11 protein-coding genes are annotated in these 17,378 nt (G+C 73.7%); 5 read left to right on the top strand and 6 right to left on the bottom strand.

Annotation, left to right across the window (positions count from 1 at the left end; translation table 11 throughout):
* Positions 1-2 precede the first annotated feature (2 nt).
* From VGE38_RS09495 to VGE38_RS09485, 3 genes are read right to left on the bottom strand one after another with little or no spacing between them, the layout of a single operon-like run.
* Complete coding sequence (locus VGE38_RS09495) at positions 3-1,532, bottom strand: carboxyl transferase domain-containing protein (RefSeq protein WP_331142294.1); 1,530 nt, start codon at positions 1,530-1,532, stop codon at positions 3-5.
* Positions 1,533-1,542: 10 nt separating this feature from the next.
* On the bottom strand, positions 1,543-2,541 hold the full coding sequence (locus tag VGE38_RS09490; protein ID WP_331142293.1) for an NAD-dependent epimerase/dehydratase family protein: 999 nt from the start codon (positions 2,539-2,541) through the stop codon (positions 1,543-1,545).
* Positions 2,542-2,599: 58 nt separating this feature from the next.
* Positions 2,600-4,027 (bottom strand): M1 family metallopeptidase, encoded by a 1,428-nt coding sequence (locus VGE38_RS09485; RefSeq protein ID WP_331142292.1) that lies wholly within the window; start codon positions 4,025-4,027, stop codon positions 2,600-2,602.
* 71 nt (positions 4,028-4,098) lie between these two features.
* Between VGE38_RS09485 and VGE38_RS09480 the strand changes: the two genes are divergently transcribed.
* The gene (locus VGE38_RS09480) at positions 4,099-5,763 is read left to right on the top strand and encodes an ABC-F family ATP-binding cassette domain-containing protein (RefSeq protein ID WP_331142291.1); all 1,665 of its coding nucleotides are present in this window, start codon (positions 4,099-4,101) and stop codon (positions 5,761-5,763) included.
* On the opposite strand, the gene VGE38_RS09475 is transcribed toward VGE38_RS09480, so the two are convergent.
* Together VGE38_RS09475 and VGE38_RS09470 are read right to left on the bottom strand one after the other, a co-directional pair.
* On the bottom strand, positions 5,750-6,670 hold the full coding sequence (locus VGE38_RS09475; RefSeq protein WP_331142290.1) for an SGNH/GDSL hydrolase family protein: 921 nt from the start codon (positions 6,668-6,670) through the stop codon (positions 5,750-5,752). The genes VGE38_RS09480 and VGE38_RS09475 overlap by 14 nt on opposite strands.
* 53 nt (positions 6,671-6,723) lie before the next feature.
* Positions 6,724-7,896, bottom strand: coding sequence for a PucR family transcriptional regulator (locus tag VGE38_RS09470; protein WP_331142289.1), 1,173 nt, complete (start codon positions 7,894-7,896; stop codon positions 6,724-6,726).
* Positions 7,897-7,994: 98 nt separating this feature from the next.
* Here VGE38_RS09470 and VGE38_RS09465 point away from each other — a divergent pair, with 98 nt between their 5' ends.
* Genes VGE38_RS09465 through VGE38_RS09455 form a run of 3 tightly spaced genes read left to right on the top strand, consistent with a single transcriptional unit; the run spans position 7,995 to position 12,529 of the window.
* On the top strand, positions 7,995-9,143 hold the full coding sequence (locus VGE38_RS09465; RefSeq protein WP_331142288.1) for a ferredoxin reductase: 1,149 nt from the start codon (positions 7,995-7,997) through the stop codon (positions 9,141-9,143).
* A 26-nt stretch (positions 9,144-9,169) separates the two neighbouring features.
* Positions 9,170-10,399, top strand: coding sequence for a fatty acid desaturase family protein (locus VGE38_RS09460; protein WP_331142287.1), 1,230 nt, complete (start codon positions 9,170-9,172; stop codon positions 10,397-10,399).
* A 33-nt stretch (positions 10,400-10,432) separates the two neighbouring features.
* Positions 10,433-12,529 carry a hypothetical protein gene (locus VGE38_RS09455; RefSeq protein WP_331142286.1) on the top strand — a complete coding sequence of 699 codons (2,097 nt, stop codon included), beginning with the start codon at positions 10,433-10,435 and terminating at the stop codon, positions 12,527-12,529.
* A 9-nt stretch (positions 12,530-12,538) separates the two neighbouring features.
* Here VGE38_RS09455 and VGE38_RS09450 read toward each other — a convergent pair whose 3' ends face one another.
* Entirely contained in the window at positions 12,539-13,255 is a 717-nt protein-coding gene (locus VGE38_RS09450; RefSeq protein WP_331142285.1) for a Type 1 glutamine amidotransferase-like domain-containing protein, read from the bottom strand.
* Between the two features lie 181 nt (positions 13,256-13,436).
* On the opposite strand from VGE38_RS09450, the gene VGE38_RS09445 reads away from it, so the two are divergent.
* Complete coding sequence (locus VGE38_RS09445) at positions 13,437-17,378, top strand: fibronectin type III domain-containing protein (RefSeq protein ID WP_331142284.1); 3,942 nt, start codon at positions 13,437-13,439, stop codon at positions 17,376-17,378.

The raw sequence follows: 17,378 nt of genomic DNA, 5'->3' as shown, positions 1-17,378 counted from the left end.
CGTCAGGCGTAGCGGGAGGCTCGGGCTGCCGGCGTACCGGCTCCACGCGCCAGCAGTCCGGCCAGCTCCTCCTCGATCACCGCGCCGACCCGGTGGCAGAAGGCATCCGGCTCCTCGGCGGCGTCGGGCAGCTCCGGGATGATCCGGTCGACGATGCCGCGGGCGTGCAGGTCGAGCGCCCGGACCTGCTGGGCGCGCGCCATGTCCGCCGCGTGGGACACGTCGCCGTGCACGATGGCCGAGGCGCCCTCCGGCGGGAGGGGCGAGAGCCACGCGTGCTGGGCGGCCACCACCCGGTCGGCGGGGAGGAACGCCAGCGCCCCGCCGCCGTTGCCCTCGCCCAGCATCAGGCACAGGGTCGGCGCCTTCGCGGTGACGAGCGCGTCGATGCAGCGGGCGATCTCGCCGGCCATGCCGCCGTTCTCGGCGTCGGCGGACAGCGCGGCGCCACGGGTGTCGATCACCGTCAGGACCGGCAGACCGAGGTCCGCGGCGAGCCGCATCCCGCGTTGAGCCTCCCGCAGCGCCTGCGGCCCGAACGGCTGCTGCTGTTGCTCGCGGCGGTCCTGCGCCAGCAGGACGCACGGCGCGTCCCCGAAGCGCGCCAGCGCGATGAGGAGCGCGGGGTCGCGCTCGCCCTGGCCGGTGCCGTTGAGGGGTACGACGTCCACGGCCGCCGTCTTCAGCAGCCGCCGCACCCCCGGCCGGTCCGGCCGCCGGGAGCGGGTGACCGCGTCCCAGGTGTCGACGTCGGGCAGGGCGGGCGGGGTGGTCTCGACGCGCCTCGCTGCGCTCGTCGGCTCGACCACCGAGGGGGAGGTCGGCTCGACCGCCGAGGGGGCGAGCGCCTGAGGACCCGGACGGGTGAGCAGGATCGTCAGCGCCCGGTCCAGGATCCCGGCGATCTCGTCGGGCGGGAGGACGGCGTCGATGATGCCGTGGGCGTAGAGGTTCTCGGCCTGCTGTACGCCGGGCGGGAACGGCTCGCCGTGGAGCAGCTCGAACACCTTCGGACCGAGGAAGCCGAGCAGCGCCCCCGGCTCGCCGACGGTGACGTGACCCAGCGACCCCCAGGAGGCCATGACGCCGCCGGTCGTGGGGTGGCGCAGGTAGACGAGGTAGGGCAGTCCGGCCGCCTTGTGCGCGGCGACCGCCTCGGTGATCCGCACCATCTGCACGAAGGCCGGCGTGCCCTCCTGCATCCGGGTGCCGCCCGACGCCGGCGCCGCCAGCAGGGGCAGTCCTTCGGCCGTGGCCCGCTTGATGGCCGAGACCAGCCGGTCGGCGGCGTCACGCCCGATCGACCCGGCGAGGAAGCCGAACTCCGAGACGAGCACCGCGACGCGGCGCCCCATCATGAGGCCGGACCCCGTGAGCACCGACTCGTCGACCCCGGTGCGCTCCTCGGCCGCGGCCAGCTCCGCGGCGTACGCCGCGCTGACGCCGACGCGCGCGGGCGGGGTGTCCCAGGAGACCCAGGAGCCGTCGTCGAGGACCAGGTCGATGAGCTGCCGGGCGTTGAGTCGTGCCATGCGGCCGAGGTTACTGATCCGTAGCGTCGGCGCGGAACGTCGCCAGCAGCTCCTTCTCCCGCTCGGCGGAGATGCCGGTCACCCGGGCGTCCGGCGTGGCGTCGAGCCAGGCCAGGGTGTCCCGCGCCGACTCCGCGAGCGGTCGCACGGTCAGCCCGGCGGCGAGCGAGGGCGAAACGTCGTGGGCCAGCATGCCGTCGTACGCCGGCCGCGGGAGCCACAGCGGCACCGACTCCGGACCCATCCACGGCTCGACGCCCTGCTCGGCGAGGAGCTCCTGCGGCACCCAGACGTACGTCGGCCGCGACCCGACGCCCTCGGCGACCGCGTCCAGCAGCTGCTCCAGCGGCATCGCCGGGCCGACGCCGTCGAAGGTCCCGGGGGTCCGGGCGGTGGCGGCCCGGACGATCCACGCCGCCAGGTCACGCACGTCGATCACCTGCACGACGTCACCCGGGCGGCCCGGCGCGAGCACCTCGCCGGAGCCGGCGTCGGCGATCCGCCGCGGCCAGTAGGAGAACCGTCCCGTCGGGTCGCCCGGCCCGACGATGAGTCCCGGCCGGATGACGGTCGCGGAGGACGCGCCGGCTCGGACGGCGTCCTCGCAGGCCACCTTCATCGGCCCGTAGGCCTCCGGGTCGAGGGTCAGGTCGACGTCGCCGAGGATCGGCTCGCGCAGCGGCAGCGTGCCGGGCCGGCCGTTCGGGGTCGACTCGTCGGCGTAGACGTTGATGGTCGAGACGAAGACCCAGTGGGCATGGGGGAAGGCAGTCACCGCCGCGGCCACTCGCGACGGGTGCCGCGCGACGTCGACCACCGCGTCGAAGTGGCGCTCGGTCAGCTCGTCGGGGACCGGGTGCGCCCGGTCCCACGGCACCAGCTCGGCGCCGTCGGGCACCGACCCGGAGGTTCCGCGGGCCGCACACGTGACGGTGTGGCCCCGGCGTACCGCCTCGGCGGCCACCGCCCGGGAGAGGAAGACGGTCCCGCCCAGCACCAGCAGTCTCATGGCCACCACCGAAGCCGACGCGGGGCCGGCGGGGCAAGGCTGTCCGCCCAGAGCGGAACTACCGCGGTGTGGTCGGACTGGTCAGCCAGGCGGTGAAGAACGCGGTCAGGTCCTCGCCGAGCTGCTCGTTGACCCACGCCACGTAGTCCTCCCGCGTGGTGCTGCGGCCCGCCCGGGCCGCGGGCCACTCCCGCACCAGCCGCCAGAAGGCCTCGTCGCCGACCAGCGACCGCAACCGGTGCCACATCACGGCCGGGCCGAAGTAGACGTTCTGGTCGGCGAACCTGCCCGGGTCGTAGGCGCCGGGCGGGCCCGACTCGCGGCGCTCCCGCGGCTCGAGCCTGGCCCACTCGGTGATCGACTCGCCCGGCGGCAGCTGCCAGGCCTCGTCCTGCCACACGCCCTGGAGGTAGGTCGCCATGCCCTCGTTCATCCAGACGTCGCGCCAGTCGGCGGGCGTGACCAGGTCGCCGTACCACTGGTGCGCGAGCTCGTGGACGATCACCTCCGGGGCGGTGGACAGGCCGTCGTCGCCGAGCGTGATCATCGACTGCGTCTCCATCCCGCTCTCGGACTCGACCACCACGATGCCGAGGGCGTCGAACGGGTAGGGGCCGAGCCGTTCCTCCAGCCAGGCCAGCAGCTCCGGGGTCCGCTCCAGGTCGTTGACCAGGCCGGGGTCGTCGGCCGGCACCCAGTACGTGATCGGCAGGCCGCGCGGGCCGGTGGCCTCGGTGAGCGTGTAGGCGCCGACGGCGAGCGTCACGAGGTACGCCGCCGCGGGGTCGTCGAGTCGCCAGTGCGTGGTGGTCCGACCGTCGGTGGTCTCACGGGACTCCAGCACCCCGTTGGCGACGCCGATCCAGTCGCCGGGCGCGTGCACGGTGATGTCGTACAGGGCCTTGTCGGAGGGCTGGTCGTTGACGGCGTACCAGGTGTAGGCGCCGTACGGCTCCTGCATCGTCCACAGCCCGCCCCTGCTGTCGACGGTCAGGCCGAGCGGCTCGGTGTCGCCGCGCCGGCTGGGTGCCGGCACCGGCTGCGGGGTGCCGGCGTAGTCGAGCGCGAGCGTGTGGACGGCGTCGGCGCGGACCGGGGCGTCGACCACCAGGTCCTTGCCCTCGCGGCGCACGGCGACGGGCTTGCCGTCGAGGGTGACCTCGGTCGTGGCGAGCTGCTCGGAGAGGTCCAGCCGGAAGGCCGGTGCCGTCGCGGTGGCGCGGAAGACCAGCTGCTGCTCGCCGCTGAGCACCCGCGCGTCGTTGTCCCAGGTGAGCTCGAGGTCGTAGTGCAGCGCGTCGACGCCCGGGTCCCCTGCCGCCGGGTACACCGAGTCCTCCACGGGTGCGCTCACCGCGGCGGCGTACTCCTCCGCGATCGTGCTTCCGCTCGGCGCCGGCCGGGGGCCGTCGGCCCCGTCCCCCGACGTGCAACCGGCCAGGACGGCCGCCACCGCGAGCCCGGCGGCGGTCAGGCGCAGACGCATGGGTCGATCATGCCCTGCCGCCGTCGGCTGGCCCGAAAACCACTGGCGCTCGGTCGATAGCCTTTCAGGCGATGTCCACGAACCCGAGCAACCTCGCGACGATCGTTGCGAGAGGACTGGCCGCCGGTCACGGACCGAAGGCTCTGTTCGACTCCCTCGACCTGGTGCTCGCGCCGGGCGACGTCGTCGGTCTCGTCGGCCCCAACGGCGCCGGCAAGTCGACCCTGCTGCGCGTGCTTGCCGGTGAGCTGGCTCCCGAGGAGGGGTCCGTGAGCGCGTCGCCGCCGGGAGCGGCGGTCGGCTACCTACCCCAGGAGACCGAGCGCAGGGACGGCGAGACGGTGCGGCAGTTCCTGGCGCGCCGGACCGGGGTGGCGCGGGCCCAGACCGCGTTCGACACCGCGACGGAGCGGTTCTCGGCCGGGGAGCCCGGGGCCGACGAGGAGTACGCCGTGGCGCTGGAGCGGTGGCTCGCCCTCGGCGGCGCCGACCTCGACGAGCGGGCCGAGCAGGTGGCCGCCGACCTCGGCCTGGGTGTCGACCTGGACCTCCCCATGACCGCGCTGTCGGGCGGCCAGGCCGCCCGCGCGGGCCTGGCGTCGCTGCTGCTGTCGCGCTACGACGCCTTCCTCCTCGACGAGCCGACCAACGACCTCGACCTCGACGGCCTGGACCGGCTGGAGCGGTTCGTCGCGGGGCTGCGCGCGCCGACCGTCATCGTCAGCCACGACCGCGAGTTCCTGGCCCGCACCGTGAACCGGATCGTCGAGCTCGACCTGCACCAGCACCAGGTGAACGTCTACGGCGGCGGCTACGACGCCTACCTGCGCGAGCGCGAGATCGCCCGGCAGCACGCCCGCGAGGCCTACGAGGAGTACGCCGGCAAGCTGGCCGACCTCTCCGGCCGGATCCAGACCCAGCGGGCCTGGGCGCAGCAGGGCGTGCGCAACGCCAGGCGCTCCATCAACGACGAGCCCGACAAGTCGATCCGCCGGTTCCGGGCCGAGTCGGCCGAGAAGCAGGCGGCCAAGGTCCGGCAGAGCGAGCGCGCCATCGAGCGGCTCGAGCGCGACGCCGTGGAGGAGCCGCGCAAGGAGTGGGAGCTGCGGCTGGAGATCGCGGCCGCCCCGAGGTCGGGTGCGGTGACGGCGACGCTCCGCGGTGCCGTCGTACGCCGGGGTGGGTTCGTCCTGGGACCGGTCGACCTCGAGATCGGCTGGGCCGACCGGGTCGCGATCACGGGGCCGAACGGCTCGGGGAAGTCCACCCTGCTGGGCGCTCTGCTCGGCCGGATCCCGCTGGACGAGGGCCACGCGTCCCTCGGCCCGGGCGTGGTGGTGGGCGAGGTCGACCAGGCTCGACGGCTCTTCGAGGGCGAGGAGCCGCTGGCCGACGCGTTCCAGCGGCACGCCGGCGACCTGACGCCGGAGGCCGTGCGCACGCTGCTGGCGAAGTTCGGCCTCAAGGCCGACCACGTGCTGCGGGGAGCCGCGACGCTGTCACCGGGCGAGCGGACCCGCGCCGCGCTCGCCCTGCTCCAGGCGCGCGGGGTGAACCTGCTCGTCCTCGACGAGCCGACCAACCACCTGGACCTGCCGGCGATCGAGCAGCTCGAGCAGGCGCTGGAGCAGTTCCCCGGCACGCTGCTGCTGGTCACCCACGACCGGCGGATGCTGGAGGCGGTCCGGGTGGACCGCCGTCTCCGGGTCGAGGACGGCCGGGTCACCGAGGAGTGAGCGCGGGGTCCGCGACCAGCGCGGCGAGCCGCTGGGCGACGTACTCCTGCTCCACCGAGAACGGGTGGAACGGGATGGCGCCCGGGCCGGAGAAGCCGTTGACCCACGGCTCGTCGGAGCAGATGTCGTGGCCCTCGCTGGGGCCGAGCAGATCCAGGTAGGTCGCCTTGGCGCGCGCGGCGCCGCGTTCGACGGCCCGGCTCATCTGCTCGTTGACCGAGCGCGCGAACGGGTAGTCCCCGGGCGCGAACGGCAGGTCGGTGCAGGTGCCCGAGGCCGGCACGAGCTGCGGGTAGCCGACCACCACGACCCGGGCCGCCGGCGCGGCCGCCCGGACCCGGCGGACCGCCTCGGCGACATTGCCCTCGATCCGGTCGAGCCGCTGCGCCAGGCCGGGTCGCAGCCGGTCGGTGCACGGAGTGCCGGCGGTCTCGGCCGCGTGCGGGCGGACGCACGCCCCGACCAGGCTGCCGAACAGGTTCAGGTCGTTGCCGCCCAGGCCCACGGTCACCAGGTCCGTGTCGGGCGTGAGCGCCTCCAGCTGCGGTGACACCGCCTGGCCGTCGACGCGTTGCGGCGCCGTCAGGTGCGCGGTGGCGGCGCCGCCGCAGCTCACGTCGACCAGCTCGGCGACGTCGATCGCCTCCGCGAGCAGGTGGGGGTAGTTGCGGCTGGAGCGAAGACAGCCGTCGTCGGACTGCCGCCCCGGGACGCCAGGGGCCGCGGTGAACGAGTCGCCGAGCGCGACGTAGCGCCGTACCGACGGCGGCGTCGCCACAACGGCGGGGGAGGACGACGTCGCGCTCGGGCGCTGGTCCGGCCGCGCCGCCGACGGGCCGTCGCTGCACCCGGTCAGGACGCACAGCAGCAGCGGTACGGCGGCGAGGAGTCGGCGACGGTGGCTCACTCCTCCACCGTACGGACGCCGCGGTTCCGGTCCGCCGACGGTGCCGCGCGCGCTCACCCGAGCGCGACGGTCAGCGCCAGCACCGTGGCGGGATCCTCGAGCCGGTCGCCGTACAGGTCACGGAGCTGCCCCATCCGGTAGCGCACCGTCTGCGGGTGCACGAAGAGCTCGGCCGCGACGTCCTCGCGGCGGCCGTGGTGGAGCAGCCAGGAGCGCAGGGTCTCGGCGAGCTTCTCCGCCGTGCCCGGCCGCAGCTCGGCCAGCGGTGCCAGCGCGGTACGCCGCAGGTCCTCGAGTGCGTCGGGGTCGGCCCCGAGCACCAGTCGGACCAGGTGGTCCTCGGTGTCGTGCCCCCAGCCCGCCTGCTGCACGCGCAGCGCCCGGGCATAGGAGAGCCGGGCCTCGCGCCACGGCTTCGGCGGACCGACCACGGCACCGCGCCCGGCGACGGCCTGCAGCAGCACCGCCCGCCGCGTCGGCTCGGCGTCGGGCACGAGCAGCAGCGTCGTGTCGTCGATCTCGGGCAGCTCGTGCAGCACGAGCGTGGTCTGCGGCACCGCGGCCAGGACCGGCCCGAGCTGGGACGCCGGGACCAGCACGGCCGCCAGCGTGGTCGGCGGCTGCCAGTCGGCACGCTCCGCCAGGTCGTCGAGCACCTCGGTGGTCGCACCCGTGAGCAGCCGGCGGCCGAGCTGCTCGAGCAGCCGCTGACGGACCCTGCCGGAGCTCGCGAGCTCGTCGGCGTGGCCGGCAGCGGACGCGTCGGAGACCTCGTCGATCCAGGCGAAGACCAGGGCGGCGAACTCGACGAGCGTCTCGGCGGGGACGCCCGCGGCCACTGCCTCGGAGGACAGCTCGCGCCAGGCCACGCGGGCCCCGATGCGGTACGCCGCGAGCAGCGCCTCCGGGGTGCGACCGCTGCGCGCCTCGCCGCGACCCAGGGCGTAGGCGCCCTCGACGGCCTGGGGGGCGGCGGGAAGGGTCTCGACCGACTGCCCCGAGGCGACGGACAAGAACCCGTCCAGCGCCGTGCCGACCGCCGTCCGGATCGTCTCGACCATCTTCCCCGACCAGGCGTCGCGATAGCTGGGCACGCCCTCGATGACGGCCGCGACGACGTCCTCGCCGACGCGCGGCAGGATGGCGCGGATCCGGTCGGCGATCTCCGGCGAGAGCCGGACCGGCGGGGTCGGAGGTGGCTCCCGGCGGACCCGCAACCTGACCATGGCGCTCCTTGATCTTTGTCTCCAGCGAACAAATGGGACCCGACTATTCACGTCTGTCACACAGGAGTTTACGTGCTGTGAGCAGTCACCATGGTCATGTGACGACCTCTCTGCTGACTCGGGCGCCCCGCGGCCTCTCGCTGCGGGATCGGCTCGTGCGCCTGGCGGAGGCCGCGACCACCCCGGTGCTGCCGGCCGACTACCTCGATCTCTTCGCGCCGTTGCGCTCCGGAGCGCCGCTGCGCGGCCGGATCGTCAGCGTGGAGCCGGAGACCCGCGACGCCGCCACCATCGTCATCAGGCCGGGCGCCGACTGGGCCGGGCACGTCCCCGGGCAGTACGTCCGCATCGGCATCGACGTCGACGGTGTGCGGCAGTGGCGTGCCTACTCGCTCACGCACGGACCGCGCCGCGACGGCTACATCTCGGTCACCGTGAAGGCGGTTCCCGACGGCACGGTGAGCAACCACCTCGTGCACGACGCGCGGCCCGGCACCCTCGTGCACATGGAGCAGGCCGCCGGGGAGTTCGTGCTGCCCGCCGACCTGACCGGCCGCAAGCTCCTGTTCATCACGGCCGGCTCGGGCGTGACGCCGGTCGTCGGCATGCTCCGCAACCTCTTCCCGGTCACCGACGAGGGGGTCGTGGGTCTCGACAAGCTCGACCAGCGGGGCCCGCGGCGTGGGCTCGACATCACGGTCGTCCACGTGGCGCCCAGCGAGCCGGACTCGATCTTCCTGCGCAACCTGCGCGAGCTCGACGAGGCGGGCGCGATCCGGCTCGTCGCGAGGTACGACGACGTGCACGGTGTGCTCGACGTCGACGCGCTCGACGACCTGGTGCCCGACCTGGCCGAGCGGACGACGTACGCCTGCGGGCCGGCCGGCCTGCTCGACGCCCTGCGCGAGCACCACGACGCGCGCGGACTGGAGCTGTTCACCGAGCAGTTCCGGCTCACGACCGTGGTCGTCGGCGAGGGCGGCACCGTGCGCTTCGAGGCCGGCGGCCAGGAGGTCGAGGCCGACGGCGCGACCCCGATCCTCGACGCCGCCGAGGAGGCCGGCGTCCTGATGCCGAGCGGGTGCCGGATGGGCATCTGCTTCGGCTGCGTGCTGCCCCTCAGGGAAGGGGCCGTCCGCGACCTTCGCAACGGCGATCTCACCGTGGCCGTGCCCGGCGAGAACGACGGCATCCAGATCCAGACCTGCATCTCGGCCGCGGCCGGGAACTGCGTGATCGACCACTGATCCCCCGATCAGCGAGGAGAAACCCCATGACCATCGTCAACGAGCCGAACACCGGCACCGAGAACAGCCCGATCGCCCACCTGGCGCGGGAGGACATCGAGGCGATCGGCGCCGAGCTCGACGCCATCCGGCGCGAGGTGATGGCGTCGCGCGGTGAGCGCGACGCGGCGTACATCCGGCGCGTCATCAAGACCCAGCGCTACCTCGAGCTCGGCAGCCGTGCCGTGCTGCTCGGCAGCCTGTTCCCGCCCGCCTTCGTCGCCGGCACGATCGGCCTGAGCATCGCCAAGATCCTCGACAACATGGAGATCGGGCACAACATCATGCACGGCCAGTGGGACTGGATGCGTGACCCGAAGATCCACTCGACGACCTGGGAGTGGGACAACGCCGCCACCTCGGAGGGGTGGAAGCGGTCGCACAACGAGGAGCACCACACCTACACCAACATCGTGGGCATGGACAACGACCTCGGCTGGGGTCTGGTCCGCGTCGACGAGGAGCAGCCGTGGAACCCGCGCTGCCTCATCCAGCCGGGTCTGAACTTCATCAACATGCTGATCTTCGAGTACGGCATCGCGATGTACGACCTCAAGCTCGGCGACAACCTCCGCCTCCCCAAGGAGGAGCGTCCCGAGTGGTTCACGAAGGGCCTGAAGGGCTCGCTGAGGAAAATGCGCCGGCAGGCGCTCAAGGACTACGTCGTCCACCCGCTCCTGTCCGGTCCCTCGGCGCCGACGACCCTGCTGGCCAACCTGATCGCGAACCTGGCCCGCAACGTCTGGTCGCACAGCGTCATCATGTGCGGCCACTTCCCGGAGGGCGTCTCGACCTTCGAGGTCGACGAGCTGCCGGAGAACGAGACGCGCGGTGACTGGTACCTGCGCCAGATGCTCGGCTCCGCCAACATCTCCGGCTCCAAGGCCGTCCACGTGATGTCCGGCAACCTGTCACACCAGATCGAGCACCACATCTGGCCCGACCTGCCCTCCAACCGCTACGCCGAGGTCGCCCCGCGGGTTCGCGCGCTCTTCGAGAAGTACGGCCTGCGCTACCACACCGCCCCGCTGCCCCAGCAGGTCTACAGCGCCTGGCACAAGACGGTCCGGCTGGCCTTCCCCAACGGCTGGTGGGAGACCACCACGAAGAGGAACCTGCCCTCCCAGCTGCTCCTGCTTCGCAAGATCGTCAAGGCCGACGAGCGCACCCGCCGCCGGCTGCTCAAGGAGCTCGAGGCGCGCGCCGCGACCGCATGAGGCAGGTGCGGTCCGGGGTACTTGCTCCGGACCTTGTCTGCACCTCGTCGTCGCACCACCGTCATCGCCGTCGCCGCCCTGGTGGCGGCGATGGCGCTCGTCCTGGGCTGCCTCGCGGAGCCGCGTCGTACGACGCCTGCCGGCCGTGACGCCGCACCGGCGGAGTCCGCGACGGCGCCGACGACGCTCGCCTCGCCGGCCGCTCCCGTACGACGCGCGCCCGCCGCTCGCCGGACCGGTGCGCAGCCGGTGCCCGTCGATCCTGTCGATCCTGTCGATCCCGACGCGGTCGTGCGCCATCCGCCGGTGCGACTCGAGGAGCCGGTGCGCGGTGCGGCCGCACTGCGAGCGGTCGAGGACCGGATCGAGCAGGTCGCGTCGTTCAACGGGCGCAGCGTGGCCCAGCTCCGCCGGCTGCTGAGCACCGACGAGACCGTCTGGCTCGACCCCGGCGGCCGGCTCTTCGTCCGCGAGCCGGCGCGGCCGGCGGCCGCCGAGCCGGACGCCGCCGAGCCGGACGCCGCCGAGCCGGCGACGTCGGGGGAGGTCTCCGCGGGGGCAGCGGCAGCCACCGCCGTCGACCCGGCGCGCGCCTTCCAGCTCCACAGCCTGCCCGGCGCCAGCCGCCGGATCTACCTCGACTTCGACGGCCAGGAGGTCAGCCAGACGGCGTGGAACCTGCACACCACCTCGCTGCTCCCGGCCGGCTGGTACCAGGGCTGGGATCCCGCCGGCGACGGCCAGGGCGTCTTCAACGACGCCGAGCGGCGGGCGATCTACGAGATCTGGGCCCGGGTGGCCGAGGACTACGCGCCGTTCAACGTCGACGTCACCACCGAGGACCCCGGCGAGGCGGCGCTCGCGCGGACCACCAGCGCGGACCAGTCCTACGGCACCCGCGTGGTCTTCAGCGACAGTCGGACGGCCATGACCACGCTGTGCGGTGGCTACTGCGGCGGCATCGCCTGGATCGACGTGATGGGCCTGGTCGACCCCGTCGACCTCTACCGCGTCGCCTGGGTCTTCCCGGCCGGTACCGGGCCGACGCCGGGCGCGATGGCGGAGGGCGCCTCCCACGAGGCCGGCCACACGCTCGGGCTCAACCACGACGGGAACGCCTCGGCGAGCTACGACCAGGGTCACGTCCCATGGGCGCCGATCATGGGCGCGGCCTACTACCGCGGCGTCTCCCAGTGGTCCAAGGGCGACTACACCGGCGCCACCAACCGCGAGGACGACGTCGCGATCATCAAGCAGCACCTCGGCGAGCGCCCCGACGAGGCGGGTGGCACGGTGGCCACGGCCGCCGCGCTTCCGGTGGAGCCGGGCATCATCGCCAGCCGCGCCGACCGGGACGTCTACCGGCTCGGCGACTGCGGGGCCGGCTGGACCGTCACGGCGTGGCCGGCCGCGCTGGCCGGGGCCGACCTGGACGTGCAGTTGAGGATCGTGGACGAGACGGGAGCGACCCTGGCAGCGGGGGCTCCTGCCACCGGGGAGAGCACCGTCACGATCACCGATCCGACCGGCACCCGCCGCAGTCAGCGGGTCGGCACCGGGATGGACGCCACGCTCACGGGCACCGCACCGGGCCGGCTGTTCGTCGTGGTCGACGGCGGCGGTGCCCAGGCCGGTGGCGCCGGCAACCCGGTCACGGACTACGACGACTACGGCAGCCTGGGCGGCTACCGGGTCGCCGCGCAGGGCTGCAGCGCCGCCACCGAGACGCGGCCGGCCGGAACGCCCGAGCCGACGGCGACACCCGCGCCCGATCCGCTGGTCCTGCCACCCGCCGCACCCGTGGGTCCGACGCTGACCGCGCCGTCACGGCCCCGGATCCGGCAGGCGGTGCCCGGTCGTCGAGGTGGACCCCGGACGGTGATCGCCCGGTGGGCGCCGCCGGCCAGCACCGGGGGACGAGCACTGACCGGCTACCAGCTCGTCGTCTACCGGCTGCGCGACGGCCGCGTCGTCGGCACCCAACGGCTCGCCGTCGCTCCGAGCCGCACCTCCCGCGAGCTGCGGCTGGCCCTGCGGCCGCGGATCCGCTACGCGTTCGCGGTGCTGGCCCGCAACGAGATCGGGTGGAGCCCGGCGAGCGGTCGCTCCAACGCCGTCCGCCCGCGCTGAGCGGTCGGGTCAACCGCCCAGGTAGCGCACCTCGAGCGGCGTCTCGACAACCGCCTCACCGACCCGGGAGACCCGGAACGCCTGACCGTCGGGCCGCTCGCTGACGGCCTCGACGAGCGTCCCGTCACGCCACAGCAGGGCGACCCCGTCGTCGGCCGCGTGGCCGTCGGGAAGCTCGCCGGTGCCGACCATCCGGTGGTACGCCGCCTGCCGCTCCGCCTCGCCGAAGTAGTGCGGGCACGCGCTGCCCGGCAGGAACCCGAGACCGTCCGGCAGCGCCCGCAGCGGGCCGAAGGAGTCGGTCGAGGAGCCGGCGTACCAGCAGTTCATGCCGGCGCTGATGCCGGCCAGCACGGTGCCGTTCGCCGCCGCCTCGCGCAGTCGCTCGTCGAGGCGGTGAAGCCGCCACAGCGCGAGCAGGTTCGCCGTCGACCCGCCGCCGACGTAGACGACGTCCTGCTCGAGCACCATCGCCGGGTCGCCGTAGCCCCACGGGTCGCGGCCGAACAGCGAGAGCACCGACGTCTCGGCACGGCCCGCGAACGCGCGCAGGAACCGGTCGGCGTACTCCGGGGAGTCGCCGCTCGCCGTCGGCACGAAGCAGACCGACGGCCGCTCCTTCCCCGTCAGCGACAGCAGGAAGTCGTCGAGCAGCGTCCGGCCGTCGGTGCCCTCGGGCGCCGTCGAGAAGCCGCCGCCGCCCAACGTCAGGATGGTCCCGTCCACCCCCCGACCCTATGCGGGGCGGCGTCGGCGCTCGGGCTGGTGGTCCGTCCCGGCCGGGATGGCTCGTTCGGGTCATCCCGGCGCGCTGCGGGGATGGCCCGTCGGTGCGGTGTGGCGCACCGCTCAGCCCTGATCGCGGCGAAGGCCCTCGGTCGCGGACCACCGGCCCTACCGTTGCCCGGTGATCCTCCTCCGCCGGGCCCTGCCGGCCGTCCTCGTCCTCGCTCTCGGGATCGCTCTCCTCGTTCATGGCGGCCCTTCGGCCTCGTCCCGAGCCGGGTCGGGGACGTCCGTCCCGGCCCTCTCCACGGTCGAGCCCCAGCCCGAGCCCCAGCCCGAGCCCCAGCCTGCGACGGAGCCTGAGACAGAGCCTGAGACAGAGCCGGAGACGGACTGGTCGGTCTCGACGAGCTCGTCGCGCGAGGCCCTGCCCGAGCCGATGCGCGGCCGGGCGGCCGTGAAGGCACTGGGCAAGCGCCTGCCCGCCGTGGCGGCCCTCAACGAGCGCACACCGGAGCAGCTCACGAGGCTGCTGACCTCCGACCCGACGATGTGGGTCGACACCACCGGTCGGATCTTCGTCAAGGACGCGCTGACACCGCACGCTCAGCGGTCGGCTGCGCTCGCCCCGACTGCCGTGCCGGCGTACCCGCTCGACCAGACGTTCGCGCTCAACAGCCTTCCCGGCAGTGAGCACACGGTGTACCTCGACTTCGACGGCGTCGACGTCGGCATCGGCGGCTGGTCGGTGCAGATGGGTCTCCCCACGGGCAGCTACGAGGGCTGGGACCCGGCAGGCAACGGCGCCGCCTTCACCGACGACGAGAAGGCCGGGATCCAGGAGATCTGGGCGCGGGTCGCCGAGGACTACGCCCCCTTCGACATCAACGTGACGACCCAGGACCCCGGCTCGGCGGCGCTGGAGCGTCAGGACGTCGACGACACGGACTGGGGCACCCGGCTCGTCGTCACCTCCAGCGAGCTGGCGTGGACCGTGCTGTGCGGCGGTGGGTGTGGCGGTGTCGCCTGGCTCGGTACGGCCGGCGAGGTCGACCCCGCGAACATCTACGGGACCGCCTGGGTCTTCGGCGGCGGCGTCGCCGACCAGCCCCGCTACGTCGCGGAGGCGGCGGCCCACGAGGTCGGGCACACCTTCGACCTCGAGCACGACGGCAACCAGCTCCAGGACTACGACCTCGGCCACGACGGCTGGGCGCCGATCATGGGCGTCGGCTACTACGAGCCGGTCACGCAGTGGTCGAAGGGCGACTACGCCGGCGCGAACAACCAGCAGGACGACGTCGCCGTCATCGCCGGTCGGGCCTCCGTCCGCGCGGACGAGGCCGGCGGCACCGTCGCCTCCGCCGGACGACTCCCCGACGAGACCGCCGTCATCAGTGGCCGGAACGACGTCGACGTCTACGCGCTCGGCGCGTGCACCGACGCGGTCACGTTCGCTGCGACGCCGGCCCCGACCGGGCCGAACCTCGACATCGTGCTGACGCTCCTCGACGCGGACGGCGAGACGGTCGCGACGGCCGCGCCCGCGTCCGGCCTCGACGCCCAGCTCAGCACGACCGTCCCGGCGGGCACGTACTACCTGGCCGTCGATGGCGGCGGAGCCCAGGCGGGCGGTGCCGGCAACCCGGTCACGGACTACGACGACTACGGCAGCCTCGGCGCCTACACGCTCGCCACCGCCGGCTGTGACCCGCCCGCGACCGCGCCCAGCGCTCCGAACGACGTCACGGCCACCCTGACGGGCGAAGCGGGGCTCACCGTCGGTTGGGCACCGCCGTCGGACAACGGTGGCGCGACGATCACCGGCTACGACGTCGCCCTCGACGGGGGTGACCCGGTGCGGGTCGCCGCCGGCGTGACCAGTCACGTCTGGCCCGAGGTCACCACCGGCATCCACAGCGTCGCCGTCGCCGCCGTCAACGCGGCCGGGACCGGTCCGTCGGCGAGCGCGTCGGTCCGGCGTACGGCGCCGGCCAAGCCGGTGCTGTGGGACACGTGGGTCGGCCTCAGCGACGATCCGGACGATCCGAAGCAGTACTTCTACACCGAGTGGTCGCGCTCCTACGGCGACGGACTCGACGGGGGCAGCCCGATCCTGACCTACCGTGTCCAAAGTGAGCTGAGCGCCGGCGTCTGGAGCAGCCCGACCACCCTGGTGGCGAGCGAGGTCCTGCCGGACACGTTGCTCGACGTCTACTCCTTCGGCATCTCCTTCTCGCCGGGCTGGCGTCCGAAGGGGATCCGCGTCATCGCCGTGAACGCGGTGGGGGAGAGCGAGCCGCTCGAGGTCCAGGGCCAGATCCCCGGCCCGCCCGAGCCGGTCCTCGAGGCGGACGTCTCGGTCGACAAGGTCGCGCACACGATCGACGTCACCTGGACGGACCCCTACAGCGTGCCGTCGGCCCCGCTCGAGAGGCTCCTGGTCTCCCTGGTCACCTACGACGAGGAGCTCCAGCCCACCTACACCAAGGTCCAGGAGATCGCGCCCGGAGTGGAGCACGCCGTGCTGAGCGACATCCCGGTGGGACAGCACACGGTGGCGATCAGGGGCTTCAACTCCTTCGGCAACAAGGGAGACCGCGAGCCCGACCGGATCGCCGGGCTGTTCGCCGACATGCCCGAGCTGTTCCCGCCCTGGCAGGTCGACCAGTACGACCCCCTGGTGATCGACGCCCGCGCCGGCACCGCCACGCTGTCGTGGAAGGCGCCGTACACCGATCCGGAGCTGCCGATCCTCGGCTACGACGTCGTGGTCGACGACCAGCCGGCCGTCCGGGTGGTGGAGCCGACGTACACGCTGACGGGTCTCGCGCTCGGCTCGACCCACACGGTCGACGTCGTGGCGGTCAACCTCGCCGGTGCCGGGGCGTCGTGGAACGCGCAGGCGATCCACGTCGTCACGACACCCGCACCCGTCACCGAGCTCGAGGCGACGGTCGACCGGAGCGACCCGGAGAACCTGACGGTCGACGCGACCTGGACCGCGTCGGCCGACAACGGCGGCGAGGTCGGCGCGGCGCTGTACCGCTACCGGCTGCTGCCGGAGGCCGGTGACCCCGATGCGGCGTTCTGGCAGGAGACCTACACGCCCGCGGCGCAGCTGCGCTGGGTCACGCCCGGCAGCTACACGCTCCAGGTCGAGGCGCGCAACGCGCACGGGGAGTCCGAGGTCGTGAGCGTTCCCGTGACGGTCGCGCTCCCCGTCGGTCCCGGTGCCATCGCGGACCTGACCGGGCAGGTGGACGTCGCCGCCCGGACGGCCACGGCCACCTGGTCGGCACCCGATGACGGCGGGACCCCGCTGTGGCAGTACTGGCTCGTCCTCAGCGACGAGACGGCGGGGACGGAGCTGGCTGCGATCGCCAGCACGGCGACGTCGTACCCGCTCCAGGAGCTCGTGCTGGGCCACACCTACCGGCTCACGGTCACCGCGCAGAACCGGATGGCCGTCGGGCCGCCGTCGACCTGGACCTTCACGGTCGCCGATGCGCCGGGGAAGGTGGGTGACCTCACCGCCGTCGCCGACCGCGGCGCCCGCAGCGTGACGGTCCACTGGGCGGCACCGGCCGACACCGGCGGCGCCGACATCGAGAGCTACCGGGTCCGCCTCGACGACCAGGACTGGACGGAGGTCGACGCCGCCACGACGTCGTACGTCTTCCCGGAGGTGGCGACCGGCGACCACGTCGTCGAGGTCGTCGCGTACAACGGTGCCGGCACCAGCAGTGAGACGACGACGGTGCGGATGTTGGCCCCGGTGGTCGTCACGCCGCCGCTCCCTCCGACCGCGACGCTGCCGTCCGCTCCCCGCATCGGTGCGGCCAAGCCCGGCCGCAAGGGTGGCCGGACGACCGCCGTCTTCGCCTGGACGCCGACGGCGACCGGCAGCGGCGCGGTCGTCGGCTACGAGGTGAGCGTCGTGACGCTGAAGAAGGGCAAGGTCAAGCGGACCGCGAGGTACCCGGTCGGCGCGGCGGCTCGCTCACTCGAGGTGCGGCTCCCGAAGAAGAAGGGCGTGACCTACGCGGCGACGGTCCGGGTCCGGACGAGCGTCGGGTGGAGCGCGAGCAGCAGCCGCTCCCGGGCGGTCACCCCCCGGTGA

The sequence above is a fragment of the Nocardioides sp. genome, assembly GCF_036405735.1.
GTDB lineage: Bacteria > Actinomycetota > Actinomycetes > Propionibacteriales > Nocardioidaceae > Nocardioides.
Note: the sequence above shows the minus strand (reverse complement) of the source record. Positions and strands in the feature narration are given on the sequence as shown.